21 protein-coding genes are annotated in these 26,714 nt (G+C 72.5%); 14 read left to right on the forward strand and 7 right to left on the reverse strand.

Annotated features, from left to right (window positions below; genetic code table 11):
* Positions 1–21 precede the first annotated feature (21 nt).
* Together IE331_RS02925 and IE331_RS02930 are read left to right on the forward strand one after the other, a co-directional pair.
* Positions 22–597, forward strand: coding sequence for a GNAT family N-acetyltransferase (locus IE331_RS02925; RefSeq protein WP_192140317.1), 576 nt, complete (start codon positions 22–24; stop codon positions 595–597).
* Between the two features lie 47 nt (positions 598–644).
* Positions 645–1,064 (forward strand): DUF1801 domain-containing protein, encoded by a 420-nt coding sequence (locus IE331_RS02930; RefSeq protein WP_192140319.1) that lies wholly within the window; start codon positions 645–647, stop codon positions 1,062–1,064.
* 53 nt (positions 1,065–1,117) lie between these two features.
* Here IE331_RS02930 and IE331_RS02935 read toward each other — a convergent pair whose 3' ends face one another.
* Positions 1,118–1,612 (reverse strand): group I truncated hemoglobin, encoded by a 495-nt coding sequence (locus IE331_RS02935; protein ID WP_201930957.1) that lies wholly within the window; start codon positions 1,610–1,612, stop codon positions 1,118–1,120.
* On the reverse strand, positions 1,609–2,088 hold the full coding sequence (locus IE331_RS02940; RefSeq protein ID WP_192140323.1) for a MarR family winged helix-turn-helix transcriptional regulator: 480 nt from the start codon (positions 2,086–2,088) through the stop codon (positions 1,609–1,611). Before IE331_RS02940 ends, IE331_RS02935 begins: the two co-directional genes overlap by 4 nt.
* Before the next feature lie 162 nt (positions 2,089–2,250).
* On the opposite strand from IE331_RS02940, the gene IE331_RS02945 reads away from it, so the two are divergent.
* The 3 genes from IE331_RS02945 to guaA all read left to right on the forward strand — a co-directional run bounded on the left by IE331_RS02945 (position 2,251) and on the right by guaA (position 7,452).
* Positions 2,251–3,876 (forward strand): succinic semialdehyde dehydrogenase, encoded by a 1,626-nt coding sequence (locus tag IE331_RS02945; protein WP_192140325.1) that lies wholly within the window; start codon positions 2,251–2,253, stop codon positions 3,874–3,876.
* On the forward strand, positions 3,873–5,579 hold the full coding sequence (locus tag IE331_RS02950) for a GMC oxidoreductase (protein ID WP_192140326.1): 1,707 nt from the start codon (positions 3,873–3,875) through the stop codon (positions 5,577–5,579). Before IE331_RS02945 ends, IE331_RS02950 begins: the two co-directional genes overlap by 4 nt.
* 292 nt (positions 5,580–5,871) lie before the next feature.
* The gene (gene guaA / locus IE331_RS02955) at positions 5,872–7,452 is read left to right on the forward strand and encodes a glutamine-hydrolyzing GMP synthase (RefSeq protein ID WP_318646755.1); all 1,581 of its coding nucleotides are present in this window, start codon (positions 5,872–5,874) and stop codon (positions 7,450–7,452) included.
* 22 nt (positions 7,453–7,474) lie between these two features.
* On the opposite strand, the gene IE331_RS02960 is transcribed toward guaA, so the two are convergent.
* A complete protein-coding gene (locus IE331_RS02960; protein WP_192140329.1) occupies positions 7,475–8,662 on the reverse strand; it encodes an ROK family transcriptional regulator in 1,188 nt (395 codons plus the stop codon).
* Between the two features lie 174 nt (positions 8,663–8,836).
* On the opposite strand from IE331_RS02960, the gene IE331_RS02965 reads away from it, so the two are divergent.
* The 5 genes from IE331_RS02965 to IE331_RS02985 are packed head-to-tail and all read left to right on the forward strand — an operon-like array spanning position 8,837 to position 16,887.
* Positions 8,837–9,904, forward strand: a complete 1,068-nt coding sequence (locus tag IE331_RS02965; protein WP_201930960.1) for a sugar ABC transporter substrate-binding protein — start codon at positions 8,837–8,839, stop codon at positions 9,902–9,904.
* 10 nt (positions 9,905–9,914) lie between these two features.
* Entirely contained in the window at positions 9,915–10,724 is an 810-nt protein-coding gene (locus tag IE331_RS02970) for an ATP-binding cassette domain-containing protein (RefSeq protein WP_192140333.1), read from the forward strand.
* On the forward strand, positions 10,717–11,988 hold the full coding sequence (locus IE331_RS02975; protein WP_192140335.1) for a sugar ABC transporter permease: 1,272 nt from the start codon (positions 10,717–10,719) through the stop codon (positions 11,986–11,988). Before IE331_RS02970 ends, IE331_RS02975 begins: the two co-directional genes overlap by 8 nt.
* A gap of 40 nt (positions 11,989–12,028) precedes the next feature.
* Positions 12,029–14,926, forward strand: coding sequence for a PAS domain-containing hybrid sensor histidine kinase/response regulator (locus IE331_RS02980; RefSeq protein ID WP_192140337.1), 2,898 nt, complete (start codon positions 12,029–12,031; stop codon positions 14,924–14,926).
* A gap of 38 nt (positions 14,927–14,964) precedes the next feature.
* Positions 14,965–16,887, forward strand: a complete 1,923-nt coding sequence (locus IE331_RS02985) for an alpha-amylase family protein (protein WP_201930962.1) — start codon at positions 14,965–14,967, stop codon at positions 16,885–16,887.
* A gap of 3 nt (positions 16,888–16,890) precedes the next feature.
* Here the strand turns inward: IE331_RS02985 and IE331_RS02990 are convergent, their stop codons facing one another.
* Complete coding sequence (locus tag IE331_RS02990; protein WP_192140340.1) at positions 16,891–17,937, reverse strand: TerC family protein; 1,047 nt, start codon at positions 17,935–17,937, stop codon at positions 16,891–16,893.
* Between the two features lie 235 nt (positions 17,938–18,172).
* On the opposite strand from IE331_RS02990, the gene IE331_RS02995 reads away from it, so the two are divergent.
* The 3 genes from IE331_RS02995 to IE331_RS03005 all read left to right on the forward strand — a co-directional run bounded on the left by IE331_RS02995 (position 18,173) and on the right by IE331_RS03005 (position 21,094).
* On the forward strand, positions 18,173–18,832 hold the full coding sequence (locus IE331_RS02995) for a class I SAM-dependent methyltransferase (protein WP_192140341.1): 660 nt from the start codon (positions 18,173–18,175) through the stop codon (positions 18,830–18,832).
* 152 nt (positions 18,833–18,984) lie between these two features.
* Complete coding sequence (locus tag IE331_RS03000) at positions 18,985–20,274, forward strand: endonuclease/exonuclease/phosphatase family protein (protein ID WP_201930963.1); 1,290 nt, start codon at positions 18,985–18,987, stop codon at positions 20,272–20,274.
* Positions 20,275–20,344: 70 nt separating this feature from the next.
* Positions 20,345–21,094 carry an SDR family oxidoreductase gene (locus IE331_RS03005; protein WP_192140342.1) on the forward strand — a complete coding sequence of 250 codons (750 nt, stop codon included), beginning with the start codon at positions 20,345–20,347 and terminating at the stop codon, positions 21,092–21,094.
* On the opposite strand, the gene IE331_RS03010 is transcribed toward IE331_RS03005, so the two are convergent.
* Both IE331_RS03010 and IE331_RS16885 read right to left on the reverse strand, forming a co-directional pair.
* Positions 21,095–22,846 carry an alpha/beta hydrolase gene (locus IE331_RS03010; RefSeq protein WP_192140343.1) on the reverse strand — a complete coding sequence of 584 codons (1,752 nt, stop codon included), beginning with the start codon at positions 22,844–22,846 and terminating at the stop codon, positions 21,095–21,097.
* A gap of 102 nt (positions 22,847–22,948) precedes the next feature.
* On the reverse strand, positions 22,949–23,680 hold the full coding sequence (locus IE331_RS16885; protein WP_192140344.1) for a response regulator transcription factor: 732 nt from the start codon (positions 23,678–23,680) through the stop codon (positions 22,949–22,951).
* A 184-nt stretch (positions 23,681–23,864) separates the two neighbouring features.
* Between IE331_RS16885 and IE331_RS03020 the strand changes: the two genes are divergently transcribed.
* Positions 23,865–24,068 carry a hypothetical protein gene (locus tag IE331_RS03020; protein WP_192140346.1) on the forward strand — a complete coding sequence of 68 codons (204 nt, stop codon included), beginning with the start codon at positions 23,865–23,867 and terminating at the stop codon, positions 24,066–24,068.
* A gap of 59 nt (positions 24,069–24,127) precedes the next feature.
* Here the strand turns inward: IE331_RS03020 and IE331_RS03025 are convergent, their stop codons facing one another.
* Complete coding sequence (locus IE331_RS03025; RefSeq protein ID WP_192140348.1) at positions 24,128–26,707, reverse strand: bifunctional FO biosynthesis protein CofGH; 2,580 nt, start codon at positions 26,705–26,707, stop codon at positions 24,128–24,130.
* Between the last annotated feature and the right edge of the window lie 7 nt (positions 26,708–26,714).

Raw genomic sequence — 26,714 nt, forward strand, 5'->3', positions numbered from 1 at the left:
CGTGAAGGAGGAGAGCGCACGATGTCAGACGGATATCGGACCCGGCCGCTGTCGCCGGAGACATGGGACGACTTCTCCGCGCTGGTGGAGGCCAACAACGGGGTGTGGGGTGGCTGCTGGTGCATGGGCTTCCATGTCGAGGGATTCGGCACGGACCCCACCCCCGAGCGCAATCGTGCTGCGAAGCGCGCCCACGTGGATCGAGGCACCGTGCACCAGATCCTCGTCTACGACACGGACGGCAGCTGCGTGGGTTGGTGCCAGTACGGAAGTCCGACGGAGCTGCCCAACATCAAGAACGCAGCCAGGTACGCCGCCGGCGCGCCAGACCCACCCACGTGGCGCATCGGGTGCATCTTCACCGGCGGGCGGCACCGCGGCCGTGGTGTCGCCCGTGCGGCCGTCGCTGGCGCTCTGGACGCGATCCGGGCTGCCGGCGGCGGAGTGGTGGAGGCCTATCCGGAGCAGACCGTCGACCGCACGCCGCAACGCGGCGCCTACCTGCACACCGGCCCGGAGGAGCTGTACGAGCAGTTCGGGTTCGTGCGGGACCGTCGGATCGCCAAGTGGCGCTGGGTCATGCGCGCAGAGGTCTGAGACCGGAACGTCGATGAGAACTGCGCACTGGTGCGGTCTGTCCTGACATGAGCCACAGCACAGATCCGCGAGTCGACGCGTACGTGGAGAACCTTCCGGGCTGGCAAGCCGACCTCTGCGGCCGCCTGAGGGACGTCATCCACTCGGCCGACCCCGAGGTGCAGGAGACCGTCAAACGCAAGGGCCAGCCGTATTTCGTGCTGGAGGGGAACGTGTGCGCGATCCTCGCGGCCAAGGACCACGTGAACCTGTTCACCTACGACGGGGCGATCGTTCCTGACCCGCACGGCATCATCACCGGTGGCCATGGGAACAGCTCGGCGCGCACGATCGCCTTTCGTGAAGGTGACCGGGTCCCGGTCGCCCCGCTCACCGCCATGCTGCGCCAGATCATCGCCAACAATCGTGCCGGCGGCTGGCGCAAGCTCAAGGCCGCCGCGGCCAGGAGCGACCGGGAGATGAGGTAGGTGTGTCCGACCCCACCACCCTTGTGCCGGACCCCCGGTCTCCGCAGGGTGGGTCAGGCTTGGACGACCTTCGAGCGGTAGCTCTCGATGATCTCCATGAACTCGCGCAGTTCCTGGTCCGGGACACCGACGAAGTCCAGGGTGGCCTCGATCTCCTTCGAGACCGCGTCGAATCCCGCTGTGTCGATGGCCAGGTGCTCATGGGCGGTGTCCATGTCGTGACCGATGTAGCACCGCGGACCGCCGGCGGCCTCGATCGACCAGGAGGTCACGAGCCACTTGTAGCCGGCGGCATTGGCCGGGTTGCCGTGATGCTTGTGGACCATGTCGTTGGCGTTCACCTTCACGTTCTGGAACAGCCGATCGACGAGGATGTCGACCGCGCCGGCGATGCCGTAGCAGCCGCCGAGGCGCTCGTAGAGCGTCGCGTCCTCCGGCTGCACCTCGGGGGCTGTTGCCGGGTCCGCCTCGGCAGCGAGGCGACGCGTGTCGGGGATGTGGGCCTGCTCGGGGGTCGAGGTGGCCCCGGGGGTGTCGGTCGTCGTCACGATGCTTCTCCCTCTCCTTCGTCCGGACCGTGCCATGCGGCGGGCGCGCGCATGTCGTCGACGAGGTCGTGCAGCTGTGTGCGCAGGGCGACGAGGGACACCTCGTCGAGGCCGGTCCGGCACACCACCTGCCGCTGGACTGCCGCGGCCCGCCGCTCGAGGTCGGCGCCCTGCCGGGTCAGGTGGACATGCACCATGCGTCGGTCGAGGTCGTCCCGCGACCGCGAGACGAAGCCGAGGCGCTCGAGACGGGCGACCAGCGGCGTCAGGGCGTTCCCGGGCAGCTGCAGGCGGTCGGCGATCTGGTTGACCGCCAGGCCGTCCTGCTGCCACAGCACCATCAGCGTCAGGTACTGCGGATAGGTCAGCCCGATCTCGTGCAGCAGCGGGCGATAGGCGCGGACCACGGCGTTGGAGGCGGCGTACAGCGCGAAGCAGAGCTGGTCATCGATCCGCACCGTGTCCTCGTCAGGCACGCCCCGACCTCCTTGTGGATGTGACCAAAGTAACTCACGCGTGAGTGACAGCACAAGGGTGACTGCGTTGGACCTCCCTTGACATCGAGAGGAAGTGTGTAAAGCGTCTCATTCGTTACCGAACGGTAGTTCTCCGAGACCTGCGCCACATACCCTCGGTACATGAGCCAGCAGACCACCCGCTCGGGTGCGCCCGGTCGCCTCCTCGACGGCCCCTCCGACCCCGAGCACGACCCGACCGCCTCCTCCGCGCTGGAGCCCGGCTACGTCGCCTCGCTGACCGGTCGGGTGGTCGCCACCTCCGGCCAGACGACGGCCTCGACCTCGCCACTGAACGGGGAGCCGCTGGCAGACGTCCCGCAGTCGGGTGAGGACGACGTCGTCGCGGCCTTCGACCGCGCCCGGACGGCGCAGGCGGCCTGGGCCCGCACCTCCCTCGACGAGCGGGCCGAGGTGCTGCTCCGGCTCCACGACCTGGTGCTCGACCACGAGCAGGAGATCACCGACGTCGCGGTCTGGGAGTCCGGCAAGGCCCGCAAGGACGCCTACCTCGAGGCGTACCACGTCGCGCTCACCGCCCGGTACTACGCACGGACCGCGCACCGGCACCTCGACACCCGGCGCCGGTCCGGCGTCCTGCCGGGCGCCACCCGGATCGACGTCAACCGGGTCCCCAAGGGGGTCGTCGGCATCATCTCCCCGTGGAACTACCCGTTCACGATGGCGCTGTGCGACGGCCTGCCGGCGCTGCTCGCCGGCAATGCGGTGGTCATCAAGCCGGACGCCCAGACGATGCTCACCGCCCTGCTCGGCGCCCGACTCCTCGAGCAGGCCGGCCTCCCGGAAGGCCTCTGGCAGGTCGTCGCCGGCCCCGGCTCCCGGGTCGGCCCCTCGATCGTCGAGAAGGCCGATTACGTCTGCTTCACGGGTTCCACGGCCACCGGTCGCTCGGTCGCCCGGGGCTGCGCCGACCGGCTCATCGGCTGCTCGCTCGAGCTCGGCGGCAAGAACCCGATCCTCGTCCTGCGCGACGCCGACATCGAGAGGGCCGCCGAGGGCGCCGTCCGGGCGACGTACTCCAACGCCGGACAGCTCTGCGTCTCCACCGAGCGGATGCTGGTCGCCGACGAGATCTACGACCGCTTCGTCGAGCGGTTCGTGGCGCGCACCGAGGCGATGACGCTCGGGGCCGGTCACGACTGGGCCATCGACATGGGCTCGCTGATCTCCCAGGACCAGCTCGACACCGTGACCGCGCACGTCGAGGACGCCGTCGCCAAGGGCGCGACCGTGCTCACCGGCGGCCGCGCCCGCCCGGACCTGGGCCGCTACGTCTACGAGCCGACGATCCTCGAGGGCGTGACCGAGGACATGCTCTGCCACGGGCAGGAGACCTTCGGCCCGGTCATCTCCGTCCAGCGCTTCCGCAGCGAGACCCGGGCGATCGCGAAGGCCAACGAGGGCAGCTACGGGCTGAACGCGGCGATCTACAGCCAGGACGGCCGGCGGGCCCGCGCGATCGCCCGCGAGATCAGGTGCGGCACGGTCAACATCAACGAGGCGTACGGCGCCACGTTCGCCAGCATCGACGCCCCCATGGGCGGGATGCGGCAGTCCGGCCTGGGGCGTCGGCAGGGCGAGGAGGGCATCCACCGCTTCACCGAGACCCAGTCGGTCGGCACCCAGCGGGGGCACGGGTTCCACCCGCTGCCAGGGATGTCCAACGAGCGGTTCGCCCGGACGCTGTCGCTGTCGGCCCGACTGATGAACAGGCTGGGCCGGGCGTGAGCACCCACTACGACGTCCTCGTCATCGGCTCCGGCTTCGGCGGCTCGGTCTCCGCGCTCCGGCTCACCGAGAAGGGCTACCGGGTCGGCGTCCTCGAGGCCGGGGCCCGGTTCGAGGACGACGACTTCGCGGCCACCTCGTTCGACCTCAAGCGGTTCCTCTACCTGCCCGACGCCGGGCTCTACGGCATCCAGCGCATCGGCATGGTCCGCGACTGCCTGATCCTGGCCGGCGCCGGCGTCGGCGGCGGGTCGCTGGTCTACGCCAACACCCTCTACGAGCCGCTCGACGCCTTCTACCGGGACCGGTCCTGGTCGCACATCACCGACTGGAAGGCCGAGCTGGCGCCGTACTACGACCAGGCGAAGCGGATGCTCGGCGTCGTCGAGAACCCGCTCCGGACCCCGGCGGACGACGTCATGGAGAAGGTCGCGGTCGACATGGGCGCCGGCGACAGCTTCCACCCGACGCCTGTCGGCGTCTTCTTCGGCGGCCCCGACGCCCGGCCCGGGGAGCCGGTCGCCGACCCGTACTTCGGCGGCGCCGGCCCGGACCGCAACCCCTGCCGGGCGTGTGGCGAGTGCATGACCGGGTGCCGGCACAACGCGAAGAACACCCTGGTGAAGAACTACCTCCACCTGGCCGAGCAGGCGGGCGCCGTCGTCCACCCGCTGACCACGGTCACCCGGGTCCGCCCGCGCGAGGGAGGAGGCTACGAGGTCACCGCCCGGTGGACGAAGGCCAAGCTCTCGCGGCGTACGGCGGTGCGCACGTTCACCGCCGACCACGTCATCTTCTCGGCCGCGGCGCTGGGCACGCAGAAGCTGTTGCACCGGCTGAAGCTGGAGGGCGACCTGCCCCGGGTCAGCGACCGGCTCGGTGTGCTGACCCGCACCAACTCCGAGGCCATCCTCGGCGCGATCGCCCCGGACACCTCCACCGACTACAGCGAGGGGATCGCGATCACCTCGTCGTGGCACCCCGACGAGCACACCCACATCGAGCCGGTCCGCTACGGCCGGGGCAGCAACGCGATGTCGCTGATCCAGACCGTGCTCACCGACGGCGGGGGAGACCGGCCCCGGTGGCGGACCTGGCTCCGCGAGCTGTGGCGGCAGAAGTCGCAGGTGCGGAACCTCTACGACCTCCGGCACTGGTCGGAGCGCACGGTCATCGCCCTGGTCATGCAGACCCTCGACAACTCGATCACGACCCGCCCGCAGAGGCGCCTCGGCCGGTTCCGGATGACCTCCGAGCAGGGGCACGGCACGCCGAACCCGACCTGGATCCCGGTCGCCAACGAGGCGGTCCGGCGCATGGCCGACACCATGGGCGGCACCCCCGGCGGCTCGATCGGGGAGCCGTTCGACATGCCGCTGACCGCGCACTTCATCGGCGGCTGCACGATCGGGGACTCGCCGGAGACCGGCGTGGTCGACCCCTACCAGCGGATGTACGGCCACCCCGGCCTGCACGTGGTCGACGGGTCGGCGATCTCGGCCAACCTGGGGGTCAACCCCTCACTGACGATCACCGCCCAGGCGGAGCGGGCGATGGCGTTCTGGCCCAACAAGGGCGAGCCGGATCCGCGCCCCGACCTCGGGTCCGACTACCGACGCGTCGAGCCGGTCCGTCCGGTGCGTCCCGTGGTGCCCGAGTCCGCGCCCGGTGCCCTGAGGCTCCCGATCGTCGAGGTGCGTTGAGGGGCCGGAGAAAACTTCCGGGATTCGTGTGACTGGCCGTAACCCGGGCTCCCGGGGGTCGTTGAGCCGTCGGGTCCGGCGAATCATGCTCCCTCCCATGCCGGGCCCCGTGTCCAAGCACTGTCCTGCAGATGCATGGACGATCAGGGCCCGGCCACCCTCCCTCCCCGGCCGGGCCCTGATGCATTTCCGGACGGGCTCGGCCTGGGTCGGCCGCGCGGACGGGCGTCGATAGACTGCGCCAACGCCGTACCCCGCCCCCGAAAGGCCCCGGATGCCTCCCGCGCCGCCCGTGCCGCCAGCCGCCCCGGAGCACGATCTCGTCCTCGTCGTCGACTTCGGCGCGCAGTACGCCCAGCTGATCGCCCGACGGGTGCGCGAGGCGAGGGTCTACTCCGAGATCGTGCCGCACACCACGCCCGTGGCCGACCTGGTCGCCCGGCGGCCGAAGGCGATCATCCTCTCCGGCGGTCCGTCCTCGGTGTACGCCGACGGTGCCCCCGGCATCGACCCCGCGATCTTCCACGCGGGCGTCCCGGTGTTCGGCATGTGCTACGGCTTCCAGCTGATGGCCAGCGGACTGGGCGGCGAGGTCGCCCACACCGGTGCCCGCGAGTACGGCCGGACCCCGGTCACCGTCTCCGATCCCGGGACGCTGCTGGCCGACGTCCCCGCCGCCCACACGGTCTGGATGTCGCACGGCGACTCGGTGACCCGGGCGCCGGAGGGGTTCTCGGTGCTCGCCGCGACCGCGACCACGCCGGTGGCCGCCTTCGAGCGACTCGACACCCGGATGGCCGGGGTGCAGTGGCACCCCGAGGTGATGCACACCGAGCACGGCCAGCGGGTGCTCGAGCACTTCCTGCACCAGATCGCCGGCTGCCGGCAGACCTGGACGATGGTCAACATCGTGGAGGAGCAGATCGCCGGCATCGTGGCCCAGATCGGCGACGACGGCCGGGCGATCTGCGGCCTGTCCGGCGGCGTCGACTCCGCCGTGGCCGCCGCGATCGTCCAGCGCGCCATCGGGGACCGGCTCACCTGCGTGTTCGTCGACCACGGCCTGCTCCGCAAGGGCGAGGCCGAGCAGGTCGAGCGCGACTTCGTCGCCGCCACCGGGGTGGACCTGCACGTCGTCGACGCCCAGAAGCGGTTCCTCGACGCTCTGGCCGGGGTCAGCGACCCGGAGGAGAAGCGCAAGGTGATCGGCCGCGAGTTCATCCGGGTCTTCGAGGCCGCCGAGGCCGAGGTGCTCGGCGCCGCGGCCGCCGAGGGCGTGAAGGTCGCCTTCCTGGTCCAGGGGACGCTCTACCCCGACGTGGTCGAGTCGGGCGGCGGTGCCGGCACCTCCAACATCAAGTCCCACCACAACGTGGGCGGGCTGCCCGAGGACCTCGAGTTCGAGCTGGTCGAGCCGCTGCGCACGCTCTTCAAGGACGAGGTCCGGCTGGTGGGGGAGCAGCTCGGGCTGCCGGCCGACATCGTCTGGCGCCAACCGTTCCCCGGCCCCGGGCTCGGCATCCGGATCATCGGCGAGGTGACCCACGACCGGCTGGAGATCCTCCGCGAGGCGGACGCGATCGCCCGCGAGGAGCTCACCCGCGCCGGCCTGGACCGCGACATCTGGCAGATGCCGGTGGTGCTGCTGGCCGACGTCCGCTCGGTCGGCGTCCAGGGCGACGGCCGCACCTACGGTCACCCGGTGGTGATCCGCCCGGTCACCTCCGAGGACGCGATGACCGCCGACTGGGCACGGCTGCCCTACGACGTGCTGGAGCGGATCTCGACCCGGATCACCAACGAGGTGGCCGAGGTCAACCGGGTCACGCTGGACGTGACGTCCAAGCCGCCGGGCACCATCGAGTGGGAGTGAGGCCCGTCCCTGCCGGGTGCGGCTAGGGGCCGACGGCGATCTCGGTGCGGTCCGCGGCCAGCAGCACGGCCCCGATGAGCGAGGCCCGCTCGCCCAGCTCACTGGCCACCACCGGGGTGGAGGCCGCCGCGTCGACGGCGTGCCGCCGCATCCCGATCCGCACCGAGTGCAGCAGGAGGTCGCCGGCCCGGGCCATCTCGCCGCCCACCACGATCAGGTCGGGGTTGAGCAGGTTCACCACCGCCGCCAGGCCCCAGCCCACGTGCAGCCCGGCGTCCTCCAGGGTCCGCACCGCCGAGACGTTGCCGTCCCGGGCCGCGGCCAGGATCCGGTCGATGCCGGCATCGGGGAGCTGGTTGGCCAGCATGGCCTCGACGGTGCCGATGGAGGCGTAGGCCTCCAGGCAGCCGCGGCTGCCGCACCGGCAGACCGGACCCTGCTCGTCGAGCGTGAGGTGTCCGATCTCACCGGCGGTGCCGTCGGCCCCCCGGAAGAGCCGGTTGTCCACGATCAGCCCGGCGCCGACGCCCGAGGAGATCTTCAGGAAGACCGAGGTGGCGTGCCCGCGGGCCACGCCGTGCCGGTGCTCGGCGAGCGCTCCCAGGTTGGCGTCGTTCTCGGTGTGCACCGGCCGGTCGAACCAGCCGGAGGTGACCTCGCGGGCGTTCACCCCGACCCAGCCGGGCAGGATCGCCGAGGACCGGACCAGGTCGTCGCTGATCGGCGCCGGCAGTCCGAGGCCGATGTTGCGCACCGGCACTCCGTGGCCATGCTCGGCGAGGAGAGCGGTGAGCATGCCGTCGGCGATCTCCAGCCCCTCGTCGTACGCGTGCTCGGCATGCAGTCGGCGCCGGTCCTCGGCCACCAGGGCGCCCGAGAGGTCGCCCAGCGCGACCGCCACGTGCCGGTGCCCGAAGTCGATCCCGGCCACGAGTCCGGCCGACCGGGCCAGGCGCACCGTGGTGCCGCGCCGGCCGCTGCCGGGCTCGGTGTCGACCAGGCCGGCCGAGGCGAGGTGACGCACGATGTTCGAGACCGTGGCCGGCGCCAGCCCGGTCAGGCGGGCCAGCTCGGCCTGGGTCACCGGGGTGCCGTCCGCGGGGAGCTCGGCGGCGCGGCCTCGCAGCACGTTCACGACCCGGGCCTGGTTGGCGGTGCGCAGCGACGCCGTGGAGCCCGGGGCGGAGGTGGCGGCTGGTCGGACGGGCATGGAGGAACTGTCGACCATGAAGCCCGTAGCCGTCAAGTGATGTGGACTAACTTGCCCGAACCCCAGTTCCGAACTTTCTTGCGTTCAACTCTTGACGGCAAAGCCTGTGACTCACCACACTCGTCCTGTCACCCCGGACCGCCACGCATCGGTCCAGACCCCCAGGAGGAATCCGTGTCCACAGCCTTTCGACGAGTGGCGCTCGGCAGCGCCGCGGTCCTGTTCAGCGTCGGTAGCCTCGCCGCCTGCGGCGCCAACGAGGCGCAGAGCGGGGGCGACGGCGACGGCCCCGTGATCGCGCTCCTGCTGCCCGAGTCGGCGACCACGCGCTACGAGGCCTTCGACCGCCCCCTCTTCGAGGCGAAGGTCGCCGAGCTGTGCGAGGAGTGCAGCATCGAGTACTTCAACGCCGACCAGGACGAGGCCAAGCAGGACGGCCAGGTCGACTCGGCCATCGGCAAGGGAGCCGACGTCGTCGTGCTCGACCCGGTGAACGGCGACGGCGCCGGCGGCATGGTGCAGTCGGCCCAGGAGTCCGACGCGACCGTGATCGCCTACGACCGGTTCATCGAGGGCGCCGACTACTACATGTCCTTCGACAACTTCACCGTCGGCAAGATGCAGGCCGAGGCCCTGGTCGAGCAGACCGGCGACAAGGGTGACGTCCTCATGCTCAACGGCGCACCCAGCGACCCGAACGCGGCCCAGTTCAAGGAGGGCGCGCACAGCGTGCTCGACTCCTCGGGGCTGACGATCCTGGCCGAGTACGACAACCCGGACTGGAGCCCCGACAACGCCCAGCAGTGGACCACCGACCAGCTCGCGAAGTACCCCACGTCCCGGATCAACGGGGTCTACGCGGCCAACGACGGCCAGGCCGGCGGCGTCATCTCGGCGCTCACCGGTGCCGGCGTGGCGCGCGACAGCCTGCCGCCGGTCACCGGGCAGGACGCCGAGCTCGCCGCGATCCAGCGGATCGTCGCCGGGGAGCAGTCCATGACGATCTACAAGCCGATCAAGATCGAGGCCGAGACGGCCGCCGAGGTCGCCGTGAAGATCGCCCGCGGCGAGGAGGTGACCGGCACCGAGGACTTCGAGGGCGTCGCGTCGTTCATCTTCGACCCGATCGTGGTCACGCAGGACAACGTGATGGACACCGTCGTCGCCGACGGTTTCTACTCCGTGGAGGACATCTGCACCAAGGAGTACGCCGACGCCTGCGCCTCCGCCGGCGTCGAGTGAGGTCGCCGGAATGAGTTCAGCGCTCGCGCACGAGACGCCGGTCAGGGACAGCGTGCTGTCCCTGACCGGGGTCACGAAGAGGTTCGGCGCCGTCCAGGCGCTCACCGACGTCCATCTCGACGTGGCCCCGGGTGAGGTGGTCGCCCTCGTGGGTGACAACGGCGCCGGCAAGTCCACGCTCGTGAAGATCATCTGCGGCGTCTACCAGCCGGACCAGGGGCAGATCTCCCTGGACGGGGCTCAGGTCAGCGTCGGGGGTCCGCGGCAGGCCCAGCACCTGGGCATCGCCACCGTCTTCCAGGACCTGGCCCTGTGCGACAACCTCGACGTGGTCGCCAACCTGTTCCTCGGGCAGGAGCACCACCGCTCCTACCTGCTGAACGAGATCCAGATGGAGACCGAGGCCTGGCGGCTGCTGCGCAGCCTCTCGGCCAAGATCCCGTCGGTGCGGATCCCGATCGCCGGCCTCTCCGGCGGGCAGCGGCAGACGGTGGCCATCGCCCGCTCACTGGTGGGCAAGCCCAAGGTCGTGCTCCTCGACGAGCCGACCGCGGCCCTGGGCGTCGCCCAGACCGCCGAGGTGCTCAACCTGGTCGAGCGGCTGCGCGAGCAGGGCCTCGGCGTGATCCTGGTCAGCCACAACATGGCCGACGTGCAGGCGGTCGCCGACCGGATCTGCGTCCTCCGGCTGGGCCGCAACGCGGCGGAGTTCCGGGTCGAGGACGCCACCACCGAGCAGCTGGTCGCCGCCATCACCGGCGCCTCGGACAACGTGGTGTCGGCCCGCATGAGCCGCAAGGACGGTGACGGCAATGTCTGAGACGCCCACGACCGAGGCGCCGGCCGAGCAGTCCGGCCCGGCGCTGGCCGACCTCCAGGACGAGCGGCTGATCAACCAGCAGAGCTTCTCCGCGGTGGCCAGCCAGTTCGTCCACCGGCTCAGGGGCGGCGAGCTGGGCAGCCTGCCGGTGATCATCGGCCTGATCATCATCTGCACCGTCTTCTACGCCATCGAGCCGCGCTTCCTGTCGTCGTTCAACCTGGTGAGCATCGCCCGGTTCGCGGCGCCGACCGGGATCATCTCCCTCGGCATCGTGCTGGTCCTGCTGCTCGGGGAGATCGACCTGTCGGTCGGCTCCCTGTCCGGCTTCGCCTCCGCGGTGATGGCCGTCGTGGTGGTCGACAACGGCCAGCCGGTCCTCGTCGGTATGGCGGCCGGCATCGCCGTCGGTGCGACGATCGGACTCTTCTTCGGGCTCCTGCGCACGCGGATCGGCGTACCGAGCTTCGTGTTCTCCCTCGCCGGGCTGCTGGCGTTCCAAGGGGCGCTCTTCTACGTGCTCGGCGACAAGGGGACGATCACGATCCCGGCCAGCTCCTCGCTCGTGCAGTTCGCGAAGTTCGGCTACGTCCCCGCCGGGCTCTCCTACCTGCTGGTGCTGCTTATCGCGGCGGCCTACCTGGGGGCGGAGCTGCTCAACCGGTCCCGCCGTGCCAAGGCCGGGCTCGCGAACAGCTGGCTGCCCCTGCCGCTGGTGAAGGCCGGCCTCCTCGCCGGCGGGCTGGTGTTCCTCACCTACTACCTCAACGTGGACCGCGGCTGGCCCAACGTCTGGGCCCTGTTCACGGTGCTGGTCGTCGTGACGGACCTGGTCCTGAGGAAGACCCGCTGGGGCCGGCACGTGTTCGCCGTCGGCGGCAACGAGGAGGCGGCCCGCCGCTCCGGCATCAAGGTGGACCGGACCTACGTCACGGTGTTCGTGCTGTGCTCGTCGCTGGCCGCCCTGGGCGGCCTCATGGCGGCCGGGGTGCTCGGCAGCGTCTCGCAGAACAGCGGCACGACCGGGCTCGAGCTGACCGCGATCGCGGCGGCCGTGATCGGCGGGGCCAGCCTGTTCGGCGGCCGCGGCACGGCGTACGCCGCGATGCTGGGGATCATCGTCCTGCAGTCCATCGACTCGGGTCTGAACCAGATCAACGTCGACTCCTCGGTCCGGTTCATGACCACCGGAGCCGTCCTGCTGCTGGCCGTCATGATCGACTCGGTGTCGAGGAAGGCGAGAACCTCCAGCGGTCGCGGCTGAGTCGCGGCCCACGGGTCGGACCGGCATATACGGTGTAGCCATGGAGCATGGCGCTGTCGGGGGGCCGAACACCGGCCCACCCGACAGCGACGCCGGATGGTCCTACCAGCAGCAGGTCCTCGACGACCTGCGGGACGGGATCTGGGTCTTCGACGAGAAGGGCCGCACGCTCTACGCCAACCGGAGCCTGGCCGACCTGCTCGGCCGGAGCATGGCCGAGATGCGGGAGCTCACCGTGCACGACGTGCTGGACACCCCCGGTCGCGCCCAGTTCACCGCCCACCTCGAGGCGCTGCCCATCACCGGCCCCAACGAGGCCGAGGTCGCCTGCGTCTACCGCCGCAAGGACGGTTCTCCGGTGCGCGCGATCATCTCGGAGGGGGTGCTGCGTGCCGACGGCGGCGAGGTCACCGGCTACGTCCACCGGCTCACCCGGGACGAGGAGCGGCTGGCCCTGGTCGAGGACCTGGCCCGCAGCCGGGAGCGCCTGGACGAGGCGCAGACGGTGGCCCGGCTGGGCAGCTCCGAGCGCAACCTGGTCACGGGCGAGACGACCTGGTCGGCGGGGATGTACGCACTGCTGGGCGTGGACCCCTCGACGGTCTCGCCGCCCTTCGAGACCCTCCTGGAGAGGGTGCTGCCGCAGGACCGACCGGCCGTGGCCGAGGCCCTCCGGGTCGGGCAGGCGACGGGCACGATCGAGTTCGACGCCCGGTTCCGTCGGGTGGACGGCTCGGAGGGGTGGCTGCGCGGACGGGGCTCGGTCCCCGAGCGGGCATCCGACGGCACGGCCGTCCGGATGACCGGCACGGTCCAGGACATCACCGAGCTGAAGGAGGCGGAGCTGGCGCTGCTCGACAGCGTCGTCCTCAACTCGCTGATGCAGGTGATCGCGGCCGCCGCCAACGAGGCGGCCACCCTGGAGGAGGCATTCGCCCGCACCGCCGACCTGCTGCTCGCCCACGAGGACTGGCAGCGGGCCGTGGCCTTCTCCGTGAGCGGTGCGGACACCGGCGACCCGGTCCTGGAGCCGAGCGCCGTGGCCGGGGACGGGGCCGAGGCCGGTGTCACCGACTCCGAGCTGCGGCTCGCGCGGCGGGCCGTCGAGGCCGGCGACGTGGTGATGGAGGAGCACGAGGCGCCCGACGCACCGTCGATCGGCTTCCTGGTCCCAGCCGAGGAGGGACCGGTGGCGGCGGTGGTCATCACCGCGCGCAGCCCCTTCGAGCGGCAGCAGATGCTCCGGTCGCTGGTCGGCCAGGCCGGGGACCAGCTGGCGCGGGTCGCCGACCGGGAGCGGGTGGCGCGAGAGGTCGCCGCCGCCCGCGACGCCGCGATGCAGGCGTCGCGGCTCAAGTCCGACTTCCTGGCCACGATGAGCCACGAGATCCGGACCCCGATGAACGGGGTCATCGGTCTCAACGAGCTGTTGCTGCGCACCGACCTCGACGAGCGGCAGCGTCGGCTGGCCGAGGGCGTCCGCTCGGCGGGCCGCTCACTGCTCGGCATGCTCAACGACCTCCTCGACTTCTCCAAGATCGAGGCCGGGCAGCTCGAGCTGGACCAGGTCGACTTCGACGTCGCCGCGGTCTTCGAGCAGGCCTGCGCGCTCAGCAGCCACGCCGCCCGGGACAAGCGGATCACCCTCGACCTCCACGTGGACGACGACGTGCCGGACCGGCTGTCCGGGGACCCGGGCCGGTTGGCCCAGGTCGTGGCCAACCTGGTCTCGAACGCGGTCAAGTTCACCCCGACGGGCAGCGTGACGGTCCGGGTCTCGAGCGCACCCGAGGTCGGTGCCGGGGAGTCCGGGGACCGGATCGGCCTCCGGGTCGAGGTCGTCGACACCGGGATCGGCATCCCGCCCGAGCAGCACGCTCGGATCTTCGACCGGTTCCAGCAGGCGGACACCTCGACCACCCGGGTCTTCGGGGGCACCGGCCTCGGGCTGGCCATCTCGGCCGAGCTGGTCCAGGCGCTGGGTGGAGAGCTGCGGCTGTGCAGCGCGCCGGGGGAGGGCAGCACGTTCTTCTTCACCGCCGCCTTCCTTCCCGCCACGGCGGCGGCCCAGGAGGCGGCACTCGTCCATCCCGAGGAGCGCGGTGCGCCCGGGAGCGCCGGCCGGATCCTGGTGGCCGAGGACAACGACATCAACCAGCTCGTGGCCCGCGGCATGCTGGAGGCGCTCGGCTACGCCGTGGACATCGCCGTCGACGGCGAGCAGGCCGTGCGTCTCGCGCGGAGCGGCGACTACGACGTGGTCCTGATGGACCTGCGGATGCCGGTGCTGGACGGGTTCGCGGCCACCCGCCGGATCCGAGCCGCGGAGGCCGACGCCGACCCTGCGACCGGGCGGGTGCCCGTCGTGGCGATGACCGCGTCGGCGGTCGAGGGGGAGCGGGAGCGCTGCCTGGCGGCCGGCATGGACGACTTCCTCACCAAGCCCGTCGACTTCCGGAGGTTGGACACGGTGCTCCGTGACCGCCTGGGGACCGCACCCGGCGCCGGGGCCCGCTCCGACCCTGCCTCGGGGCCGACACGGACCGACGACCGGCCCGACGACCGGCCCGACGACCGGCCCGACGACCGGCCCGACGTGCTGGACACCAGCCGGCTGGAGGACCTGCAGGACATGGGCGAGGGCGCCGAGGTCCTGGTCGGTCGGGCCGTCGACAACTTCGTCGCCGGCGTCGACACGTGGCTGCACGACCTCCGGGGCGCCGTGGACGCCGGCGACCCGGAGCGGCTCGCCGCCGCCGCCCACGGCTTCAAGGGCAGTGCCCTGAACCTGGGGGCGACCCGGGCCGCCCAGCTGGGTGACGCCCTCGAGTCGGCCGGCCGGGCGGGCCGGCTGGAGGTCGCGCGAGGGCTGCTCCCGGAGCTCGCGGACGCGCTGGCCGCCACCTCGGCCGCGCTGCGGGCGTTCCGGGCCGGATGAGCCCGGCCCGGAGCCGGCACGTGGGGTTGAATGGCCGGGTGGCTGCCCCGACCGACGTGCACGAGGCGACCTCGGCGATCCTGGCTGAGCTCACCCCCCAACGGCGTACCTCGTTCCGGCTGCGGCTCGACCGCTGGTACGACGACCTGCTGGGCGGGCTGGCGGCGGTCTACCCCGACCCGGAGGCCCTCGCCGGCCGGCTGGCCGCGGCGGCCGCCGGCGGCTACCGGGACCGGCCGGAGGAGCTGCACGAGCTCGACGAGCGCCGGCTGCTCGAGCCGGACTGGCTCCAGCACCCCCGGATGTTCGGCTACGCCTGCTACGCCGACCGGTTCGCCGGTGACCTGCCCGGCGTCGCCCGACGCCTGGACCACCTCACCGACCTCGGCGTCACCTACCTGCACCTGATGCCGCTGCTGCAGCCGCGGGCGGGAGACAACGACGGCGGGTACGCCGTCCAGGACTACCGCTCCGTGCGCCCCGACCTCGGCACCGTCGACGACCTGCGCGCGCTGGCGGGGACGCTGCGGGGGAGGGGGATCAGCCTGGTCCTCGACCTGGTGCTCAACCACGTCGCCCGCGAGCACGACTGGGCGGTCCGGGCCCGGGCCGGTGAGCCGCGCTACCGCGACTACTTCCACATCCACCCCGACCGCGAGCTGCCGGACGCCTACGAGGAGCACCTGCCCGAGGTGTTCCCCGACTTCGCGCCGGGCAGCTTCACCTGGGACGAGGAGGCGGCCGGCTGGGTCTGGACGACCTTCAACTCCTGGCAGTGGGACCTCGACTGGAGCAACCCGGCGGTGCTCGAGGAGTTCGCCGACATCGTGCTGTTCCTGGCGAACCTCGGGGTCGAGGTGCTCCGCCTCGACGCCATCGCCTTCCTGTGGAAGCGGATGGGCACCAGCTCCCAGAACCAGCCCGAGGTGCACGCGATCATCCAGGCGCTGCGGGCCCTGGCCCGGATCGCCTGCCCGGCCCTGGCCTTCAAGGCCGAGGCGATCGTCGGCCCCCGCGACCTGGTGCAGTACCTCGGTGCCGGACGGCACGCAGGTCGGGTCAGTGACCTGGCCTACCACAACACGCTGATGGTGCAGGCGTGGTCGATGCTCGCGACGGGGGAGACCGGGCTGGCCCGGCACGCCCTGGCCTCCCTCCCGCCGACGCCGGCGGCGGGGACCTGGATCACCTACGTCCGCTGCCACGACGACATCGGCTGGGCGATCGACGACCGGGACGCCGAGGCCGTCGGGCTCACCGGCTTCGGCCACCGTCGCTTCCTCGCGGACTGGTACGCCGGCGAGTTCCCGGGGTCCTGGGCCCGGGGGCTGGTCTTCCAGGACAACCCGGAGACCGGCGACCGACGGACCAGCGGCACCGCGGCCGCCCTGTGCGGGCTCCCGGACGGCGAGGCGCCGGGGACCGACGTCGGCCTGGCCCGCCTGTTCCTGGTGCACGCCCTCGTCGCCGGCTGGGGCGGGATCCCGGTCGTGTGGAGCGGAGACGAGCTGGCGCAGCCCAACGACCCCGCCTGGGCGGAGGAGCCGGGCCACGAGGCCGACAACCGGTGGGCGCACCGGCCCCCGCTGGACGAGGACCGCGCGTCGGCCCGTCACGACCTGCGCACGGTCCCGGGCCGGATGTTCGCGGCGTTGGCCCACCTCGCCTCGGTGCGGGCCGGGCTCCCGCAGCTGCACGCCTCGGTCCCCAGCCAGGTGCTCGAGGAGACCGACCCGGGCGTGCTGGCCACCGTCCGCCGGCATCCCGGCGGCACCATGGTCGGGCTCTACAACGTCACCTCGGAGTCGCGACCGTTCCCGGTGTCACGCCTGCACGAGGCCGGCCTGCACGCGCCGTACGACGCCCTCGGCGGACACCCCGTGACCACCGGGGCCGACGGCGTGGTCCGGATCCCGGCGTACGCCGCGTGGTGGGTGGTCGAGCGGCCCTCCGACGGGTGAGTCTCAGTCCTGGCCGAAGTCGCGCCGCGGCCCGGAGCGCTCCTCGACCTCGGCCCGGGTCAGCCGCCGCGACACGGCCAGGCTGGCCACCGCGGTCACCGCGAGCGTGCCGATGATCACCACCAGCGAGAGCCAGATCGGGATCTCCGGGGCCCACGTGATGTGCTCGCCGCCGTTGATGAACGGCAGCTCGTTCTCGTGCATGGCGTGCAGGATCAGCTTCACGCCGATGAAGCCGAGCAGGAACGAGAGGCCGTAGGAGAGGTAGATCAGGCGCTGGAGCAGCCCGCCGATGAGGAAGTAGAGCTGGCGCAGGCCCATGAGCGCGAAGATGTTCGCCGTGAAGACGAGGTACGGGTCCTTGGTGAGGCCGTAGATCGCGGGGATCGAGTCCAGCGCGAAGAGCAGGTCGGTCGTGCCGAGGGTGAGGATCACCAGGAACATCGGGGTGATGACGCGCTTGCCGTTCTCCCGCGTGAAGATCTTCGTGCCGTGCCACTCGCTGGTCGCCGGGAGGTGGGTCTCGACGAACTTCACCAGCCGGTTCTCCTCGTACTCCTCGTCGTCCTCGCTGCCCTCCTTCGCGAGCTTGACCGCCGTGTAGAGCAGGAACAGGCCGAAGATGTAGAAGACCCAGCTGTACTGGTTGATCGCCGCGGCGCCGATCACGATGAAGATCGCCCGCATGATGAGGGCCAGCACGATGCCGATCATCAGGGCGGTCTGCTGGTACTGCCGGGGGACCCCGAACTTGGCCATGATGATGATGAAGATGAACAGGTTGTCGATCGAGAGCGAGTACTCGGTCAGCCAGCCCGCGAAGAACTCCGGCCCGGGCGAGGGGGAGAGCTCGTGCGGCTGGGCGAACAGGAGCAGGGCCAGGCCGAACAGCACCGCCAGGCCGACGAAGAACGCCAGGTGGGTGCTGACCTCCTTCATCGACGGCTCGTGCGGGCGGCGGCCGATGATCAGGAGGTCGACCAGCAGGACGCCGACCGTCACGACGACGGTGATCACCCAGATGGTGGGGGAGGCGACCGAGTCGCCCATGATCGCATTCACGCTCTGCTTGCTCCTCCGGAGTGACGCGAGGTGTCGGCACGCTCGTGCGTCCGACCGGACAGTCCGGAGGTCTCTTCCGCCCGCCACCTGCTCGCGGACCGGGGACACCGGGCGGGCCTCGACCCGGCCGTGATGACGGCGCCACCGCGAAGGAATACTCCCCTCCGCGGGGAATCCTCCCATGCCGCCCCAGCGCCGGCCGCTGCCGCCCTAGGCTCGGAGCGTGCTCCCCCGTGACGACCTGCTGGTGCAACGGCTCATGCGGCACCCGGTGCTGGCGGGGGTCTACGAGCGGGCCTGGCGGCCGGCGCTCGGCTGGGCACTGCTCGGCTTCGACCTCGACCACCTGCGTCACGAGAAGGAGCTGGCCAGCGCGGCGCTGCGGCTGGCGCCCGGGCAGGTCGTGCTCGACCTCGCCTGCGGCCCCGGGAACTTCACGGCCACCTTCGCCGAGGCGGTCGCGCCCGCCGGGCTGGCGGTCGGGGTGGACCTGTCCGCGCCGATGCTGGACCGGGCCCGTCGTGACAACGCGCACCCCCGGGCGGCGTACCTGCGGGGTGACGCGACCGACCTGCCGTTCCCGGACGGCTCGTTCGACGCGGTCGGCTGCTACGCCGCGCTCTACCTGATCCCCGACCCGTGGGCCGCCTTCGCCGAGCTGGTGCGGGTGCTGCGGCCCGGCGGCCGGCTGGCGCTGATGGCCAGCCGCAGCTCGCCGCACGCCCTGGTCCGGCCCGTGCAGGCCCGGGCCCTGGGTCTGTCCGGCCTGCGGATGTTCGGTCCCGACGAGTTCACCGACCGGCTGCGCGCGGCCGGCTTCACCGAGGTCACCCGGGAGCTGCGCGGGGTCGCCCAGTACGTCGCCGGCACCGCCCCCGCCTGAGCGACCCGTCGCTCGTGTCGACGCGGGCGCGGACACGAGCGACGGGTCGGCGGCACTGGGGTCGACACTGGCGACGGGTGGGCGAATCTGGGGGTGCCGGGACGCGGGCGCGGGGGTAGCGTGACGGAGGTCGTCCCACCTCGGAGGTCCCCGTGCGCCGTACGCCGCTGCTCGCGATCGTCTCGTCCCTGCTCCTCGCCCCGCTGGTCGGGCTGGCCCCCGCCGACGCCGGCACCGGCCATCACGATTCCGGCCGTCACGATTCCGGCCGGCATCCGGGCACCGCGGAGGGTCACCACGGCCACGGGAAACCCGGCACCGTCCGGTTCTCGACCTTCAACGCCTCGCTGAACCGCAGCAACGCCGGCGACCTCGCGCGCGACCTCTCCACCGGGGAGAACCAGCAGGCCCGCAACGTCGCCGAGACGATCCAGCGGGTCGATCCGGACGTGCTGCTGGTCAACGAGTTCGACTACGACCCCGAGGCCGTGGACCTGTTCCGGGACAACTACCTCGAGGTCTCGCAGAACGGCGCCGACCCGGTCCGTTACCCCTACGCCTACGTCGCCCCCTCCAACACCGGCGTGCCGAGCGGGCACGACCTGGACAACGACGGGACGATCGGCGGCGGCAACGACGCGTTCGGCTTCGGCTTCTTCGAGGGCCAGTTCGGGATGGTCGTCTACTCGAAGTTCCCGATCGACACCGACCGGGTGCGGACCTTCCGGCTGTTCCGGTGGGCCGACATGCCCGGGGCGATGCTGCCCGACGACCCGGCCACCCCGGAGCCGGCCGACTGGTACTCCGCGGCGGAGCTCGAGGACGTCCGGCTGTCCTCGAAGTCGCACTGGGACGTCCCGATCCGGATCGGCCGCCGCACCGTCCACTTCCTGGTCTCGCACCCGACGCCGCCGGTCTTCGACGGCCCCGAGGACCGCAACGGCACCCGCAACCACGACGAGATCCGGTTCTGGGCCGACTACGTGCGACCCGGCCGCCGGTCGGCGTACATCTATGACGACGAGGGCCGGCACGGTGGGCTGCGACCGGGAGCCCGGTTCGTGATCGCGGGGGACCAGAACTCCGACCCCTTCGACGGCGACTCCGTCCCCGGCTCGATCCAGCAGCTGCTGGACAATCCGCGCGTCAACGACCGGAGCACGCCGACCTCGGAGGGCGGCCCCGAGGCCGCCGAGCTGCAGGGCGGCTCCAACGAGACCCACGTCTCCGACCCGGCCTTCGACACCGCCGACTTCGACGACCGGGTCGGCATCGGACCGGGCAACCTGCGCGCCGACTACGTGCTGCCGTCGAGGTCGCTGCGGATCGTCGGCAGCGGGATCTTCTGGCCGACCCGCGACGACGAGCTGTTCCGGCTCACCGGCACCTTCCCGTTCGTCCCGACCTCCGACCACCGACAGGTCTGGGTCGACGTCCGCTGACCCGTCGCTTGTGTCGGCCTGAGGACGCCCGACCCGTCGTCAGTGTCGGCTCGGGCAGGAGGAGGTAGCCATGCGCATCGCCGTCGCCGGAGGCACCGGAGTCGCCGGCCGGCACACGGTGCGGGCGCTCGCCGACGCCGGGCACGACGTGGTGGTGCTCGCCCGCTCCCACGGCGTCGACCTCGCCGACGGGCAGGGCCTCGACGCCGCCCTGGCGCGGGTGGAGGTCGTCGTCGACACCAGCAACGTCCCGACGCTGAACCGCCGGGCCGCCGTGGACTTCTTCACCGAGGTGACCAGCCGGCTGCTCGCCGCCGAGACCCGGCACGCGGTCCGGCACCACGTCGTGCTCTCGATCGTGGGCGTCGACCGGGTCGACACCGGCTACTACGCGGGCAAGCGCAAGCAGGAGGAGCTGGTCCGCACCGGTGACGTCCCGTGGTCGATCCTGCGCGCCACCCAGTTCCACGAGTTCCCAGGTCAGCTGCTGGACCGCGGCCCGTCGAGCGTGGCGCTGCTGCCGCGCATGCGGATCCAGCCGGTGGCGGCCCGCGAGGTCGGGGAGGATCTGGCCCGGATCGCCACCGGGCCACCCCTCGGGGCGGCGCCCGAGCTGGCCGGGCCGGAGGTGCACGAGCTCGTCGACCTGGCCCGACAGCTGGCTGCGCGCCGTGGTCGGCCCAGACGGGTGGTCGGCGTCCCGGTGCCCGGCCGGGCCGGACGGGCGATGGCATCGGGTGCCCTGCTGCCGTCCGGTCCGGCGACGCGGGGGATCCAGACGTACGCCGAGTGGCTGGCCGACGCGGACGAGGGCCGCTAGTCAGTCGACCGCGCCCAGCACCGCACGCCGGGCGACCATCCGCCCCTGCTGCTGGACCTCGGCCCGCGCCGCGAGCTCGGGCAGCTCGTCGAAGGGGCCGAAGTCCGGCCGGCAGACAGTCCCCGGTGCGGGCAGCCGGCGGGTGCGCAGGTAGCGGTCGGTGTGGCCGTCCACGCACGAGCTCAGCCCGAGGGCGGTGTGTCCGTGCCCGGCCAGCGTGAGGAGCCGCGACCGGGGGAAGAGGTCGGCGACCCGCTCCGCCCCGGAGTACGGCGTCGCCGGGTCGAAGGTGTTGCCCACGAGCAGGATCGGAGCCGCCGTGGTGGATCCCCACGGGCCGAGGTGGGCGTCCGGGTCCCGGGCCGGCCAGCTGGCACAGGAGATGCCGAACCACGTCCACGCCCGGCCGAAGTACTCCGCCTGCCGGTCCGCCCGACGCCCGGCGGACGACCACGCCGCCAGCGAGCGGGGGTTGACCCCGTCGGTGCAGGCGACCCCGGCGAAGCCCTCGATCGTCTGCGACTGGCCCGGCTCGGGGCCGGCGAGTCGCGCCCGGAGTCTCGCGTAGGCCCCCCGGAGCGCCGCTTCGGAGGGCGTCTCCGCCGACAACTCGGACAGGACCTCCGCCAGGGACGGCCACGAGAACGGGTCGTACATCGAGTTCCGGGTCAGCCAGACCAACTCGGCGTACCCGAAGGAGGTCGGGCCGTCCGGCGTCGGGATCGTGGTCGGCTCCGTCCGGAGTCGAGCGGCCAGTCGGCGGTACCTGCCGTCCGGGTCGGCGCCCGCGAAGGCGCAGGAGCCGGGCCCGGCCTCGTGGCAGAGCCGGAAGAACTCCTGCAGGGTCGCGAGCGTGCTGACGTGGCTGCCCAAGCGCGTGGAGAACGGGATCCGCCGGCCCTCGACCGGGGTCCGACCGGTCGTCCACAGTGCCGGGTCCGGCATCGCGTCCAGGACCAGCGCGCGGACCCGGTCGGGGAAGAGCGTGGCATAGGTGACGCCCAGCTGGGAGCCGTAGGAGCCCGCGAAGTAGGTCAGCCGCCGGTCCCCGACCGCGGACCGCATCGCGTCGAGGTCCCGCGCCACGTTCGCGGTCGACATGTGCCGCATGACGGGGCCGCCGTTGCGTGCGCACAGCCGTGCGATCCGGGCGTGCGTGCTGAAGTACCGGCGCTCGTCGGCGTGCGTCACGGGGAACGTGCCCACCGGGTCGAGCAGGTCCCGCGCCTGCTCGGCGCTGTCGAAGCAGAGCAGCGGATCGCTGCGGGCGACCCCGCGCGGGTCGAAGCCGACCACGTGGAAGCGGTCCAGCACCCGGGGCGAGAGGAAGAACGGGACGAACGGCACCACGTCCACCCCCGAGCCGCCCGGCCCGCCGGGGTTGATGAAGATCGTCCTGGCACGGCGACCCGGGTCACGGGCCCGGTGCCGTTTGAGGGCGACCTCGACCGTCCCGGCGGCGGGAGCCGCATGGCTCAGGGGAAGCGTCATCGTGGCGCAGTCGAACGCGTCGGGGTCGGGGGTCTCCTCGTCCGGGGGGCACGGCCCCCACTCCAGGGTGGGGGCCGGCGTCACCCCAGTCGACGTCGGCCCCGACGCCGTCTGCGGCGCGGCCGCCGCGGTCCCGCTCAGCCCCAGGAGGAGTGCGGCGGCGGCGAGCAGCACGAGCGGGCGGGGTCGACGCGCGCCGGTGGGCCGGCCGGGACGGCGGGGCGACGGGACACTGGGCTGCGGGACACTGGGCTGCGGCATGGGGCGCCCCTCTCCGGGTGACGACGGACGGCGCGAGGGCCGTCCCCAGCCCACCAGCCGGCCGCCGGCGCCGCCATACGCAGAACCACGTACGCCGGGTCGTCACCCGGGCACCAGGCCGTAGGCCCGGGCCCGGTTGAGCGCCGAGACCCGGTCGTGGGCCTGCAGCTTCTCGTAGGCGTGCTCCAGGTGCTTGCGCACCGTGCTCGGGGCGATGCCGAGCAGGCGACCGACCACGTCGGCCTTCAGCCCGGTCGAGACCAGCCGGAGCACCTCGACCTCGCGGCGGGTCAGGGCTCCGTCGCCGCCGACGGGCCGCCGTGGCAGCCGGCGGTACATCAGCTCGAGGGTGGTCAGCACCGGCAGCAGCCGACGCGCCAGCTCCAGCTCGCGGTCGCTGAACTCTCCGGTGTCGCGCAGCAGCGTCCATCCGTTCCCGCGCACCGGTGCCACCAGGTCGACCACCAGGCTCAGCTGGAACCGGCCGCCCACGGCCCGGAACACCTCGTCGTACACCGCCGTGCTGCGCCAGACCCGGTCCGGCACGAGGTCGCTGACCCGGCGTGGGCGCAGGTCGCTCGGCTCAGCCAGGTAGCTGAGGATGCTCGGGTGCGCCCGGCCGTGCCTGGCCAGGCCGACCGCCAGCAACGGGTCCACCAGGCCGTCCCGGCTGGCCTCGACCCGCCCGGCGCCGAAGTCGATCTCGGTCCACAGCACGGCGTCCGCCCCGAACAGGGCCGTCAGCTCCCGCCCGGCGGCGGCCAGGAAGTCGGGTCGGTCCGGCCTGGTGCTCAGCCTCCGACTCAGGTCGAGGAACGTCCTGGTGTCGTCCACGGTGTCTCCTGCACCGTCGGAGACCCGCCACGGTCACCGACCCGGTAGTGCCGTGCTCCCATTGTGCCCCCGATGACCGCCCCGGGAGCCACGAGAACGGCGGGTATCTGGCGCGGCCGCCGTGCCCTCCTCACCCGTACGCCCCGGACCGGCCGGGGCCCGGACGGCAGGAGGAGCCGTGGACATGACCGTGTGCCCCGAGTGCCACGACCCGGCGGAGGTCCAGTGGCGGGCGGTGCTGGAGAGCACCGACGGACCGGTCGAGCACGCCCGGATCCAGTGCCTGCGACGGCACTGGTTCCTGCTCCCGGTGGCCACCCTCGCGGCGGCACCGGCCGAGCCCGGCTCGGCTCCGGCCGCGCGCGGGTCCGTCCACGCGCGGCGGTAGGCCCCGCCCGTCAGGGCACTGTGGGCCCCGCCCGTCAGGGCACCATAGGAACGCCGCCGTCAGGGCACCCGCGGCGCCGGCACGTCGTACGTCGTGGTCCGCTGCCGCACGGGGCGGTTGATCCCGGCGCCGATCGCCACCAGTTCCTCCACGGTCTTGGCTGAGCCGTGCTCGGAGCCGGCCATCCGCGAGATCGTCTCCTCCATCAGGGTGCCGCCGAGGTCGTCGGCGCCGGCGGCCAGCATGGCCCGGGTGCCCTCGACGCCGAGCTTGACCCACGAGGTCTGGATGTGGTCGATGCGGCCGTGCAGCATGATCCGGGCCATCGCGTGGACCGCGAGGTTGTCGCGCAGGGTCGGGCCGGGCCGGGCGAGGCCGGCGAGGTAGATCGGCGAGGAGGTGTGCACGAACGGGAGCGGCACGAACTCGGTGAAGCCGCCGGTCTCGTCCTGCTGGCGGGCGATCACCCGCAGGTGCTGCACCCAGTGGCGCGGGTTGTCGACGTGGCCGTACATCATCGTCGCGCTCGAGCGCAGCCCGACCCGGTGCGCGGTGCCGACCACCTCGAGCCAGGTCGCGGTGGGCAGCTTGCCCTTGGTGAGGATCCAGCGGACGTCGTCGTCGAGGATCTCCGCGGCGGTGCCGGGGATCGTGCCCAGCCCGGACTCACGGGCCTTGATCAGGAAGTCCTCGAACGACAGACCCGTGCGGGAGGCGCCGTTGACGATCTCCATCGGCGAGAAGGCGTGGACGTGCATCTGCGGGACCCGCGCCCTGACCGCGGAGACCAGGTCGAAGTACGCCGTCCCCGGCAGCTCGGGGTCGATCCCGCCCTGCATGCACACCTCGGTGGCACCGAGCTGCCATGCCTCCGCGGCCCGGTCGGCGACCTGCGCCAGCGACAGCGAGAAGGCATCGGCGTCGCTGCGCCGCTGGGCGAACGCGCAGAACCGGCAGCCCACGTAGCAGACGTTGGTGAAGTTGATGTTCCGGTTGACCACGTAGGTGACCTCGTCGCCGACGCTCTGCCGGCGCAGGGCGTCGGCCAGCGCGACCACCTCGTCCAGCAGGTCGCCCTCGGCGGTCATCAGCGTCAGCGCGTGCTCGTCGGCGAGGCTCCCGGGGTCGGCCTCGGCCGCGGCCAGCGCGGCCCGGCCCTCCCCGGTGGTCGAGGCGCCGGCGCCGGCGAGCGTCCCGGGACCCTTGTCCTCGACATCCGAATCGACGCCCGCCTCGACATCCGTCTCGGCCGCGGCCCGCACCTCGTCCCAGTCGCCGTACACGGTCTCGAAGTCCTCGCGCCGGTCGGCGCTCCGCCCGGCGGTGTCGATGCTGGTGTGCAGGTCGGTGCGGCCGACCGCGGCGACGCCGCCGTCCGGCTCCTGCCACACCCGCCCCACCGGGCGTACGCCGGGGCGCGCGAGGCCGTCGGGTCCGGCCAGCGCGTCGACATGGGCACGGATCCGCGGGTCCAGCCACGGCTCCCCGCGGAGCACGTACTCGGGATGCACGGTCAGCCTCGGACGCAGCTCGAGCCCACGGGCCTCGGTGAGCGCGCGGAGCCGCTCCAGGGACGGCCAGGGACGCTCCGGGTTCACGTGGTCCGGCGTCAGCGGGGAGACCCCACCCCAGTCGTCGACCCCGGCCCCCAGCAGGGCCGCGCACTCGGTCGAGCCCTCGGAGGAGTCGACCAGGTTGGGCGGCGCCTGGACCCGCATCCGCGGGCCGAGGACGATCCGGGTCACCGCGATCGCGGCCCGGTACTCCTCCAGCCCCAGGTCGTGGGCGTGCCGCATCGCGGTCTCCGGCTTGGCCCGGAAGTTCTGGACGATGACCTCCTGCAGCGCGCCGTAGCGGCGGGCGTTCCCGCGGAGCGCGAAGATCGTCTCGGCCCGCTCGGTCAGCGTCTCGCCGATCCCCACCAGCAGCCCGGAGGTGAACGGCACCGAGAGCCGCCCGGCGTCCTCGAGCACCCGCAGCCGCACCGCCGGGTCCTTGTCGGGGGAGCCGAAGTGCGCCTCGCCACGGGTCTCGAACAGCCGGGCCGAGGTGGTCTCGAGCATCATCCCCAGCGACGGGGCGACCGGCTTGAGCCGGGTCATCTCCTCCCACGACATCACGCCGGGGTTCAGGTGCGGCAGCAGGCCGGTCTCCTCCAGCACCCGCACCGCCATCGCCCGGACGTAGGCCAGCGTCGAGTCGTAGCCTCGCGACTCCAGCCACTCCCGCGCCTCCGGCCAGCGGTCCTCGGGCCGGTCGCCCAGGGTGAACAGCGCCTCCAGGCAGCCCAGCGCGGCACCGTCGGCGGCGATCGCCAGGATCTCGTCGGGGGACAGGAACGGCGCCCGCCCCTCACGCTCCGCCTGCCCGGGGGTCTCCACGAACGTGCAGTAGTGGCACCGGTCCCGGCACAGCCGGGTCACCGGCACGAACACCTTCGGCGAGTACGTCACCACCCCCGGCCGACCGGCCGCCACCAGCCCCGCGTCGCGCACCCGCGCCGCCACCGCACACAAGGCGTCGAGCTGCTCGCCGCGAGCCGCCAGCAGCGCGGTCGCCTCGGACACGTCCACCGCCGCACCCCGTTCGGCGCGGGCCAGCGAGCGTCGTACCTGGTGGGGGGTGATCGGCTCGGTCATCGTCGTC

This window comes from Nocardioides donggukensis (genome assembly GCF_014842875.1).
GTDB classification, from domain to species: domain Bacteria; phylum Actinomycetota; class Actinomycetes; order Propionibacteriales; family Nocardioidaceae; genus Nocardioides; species Nocardioides donggukensis.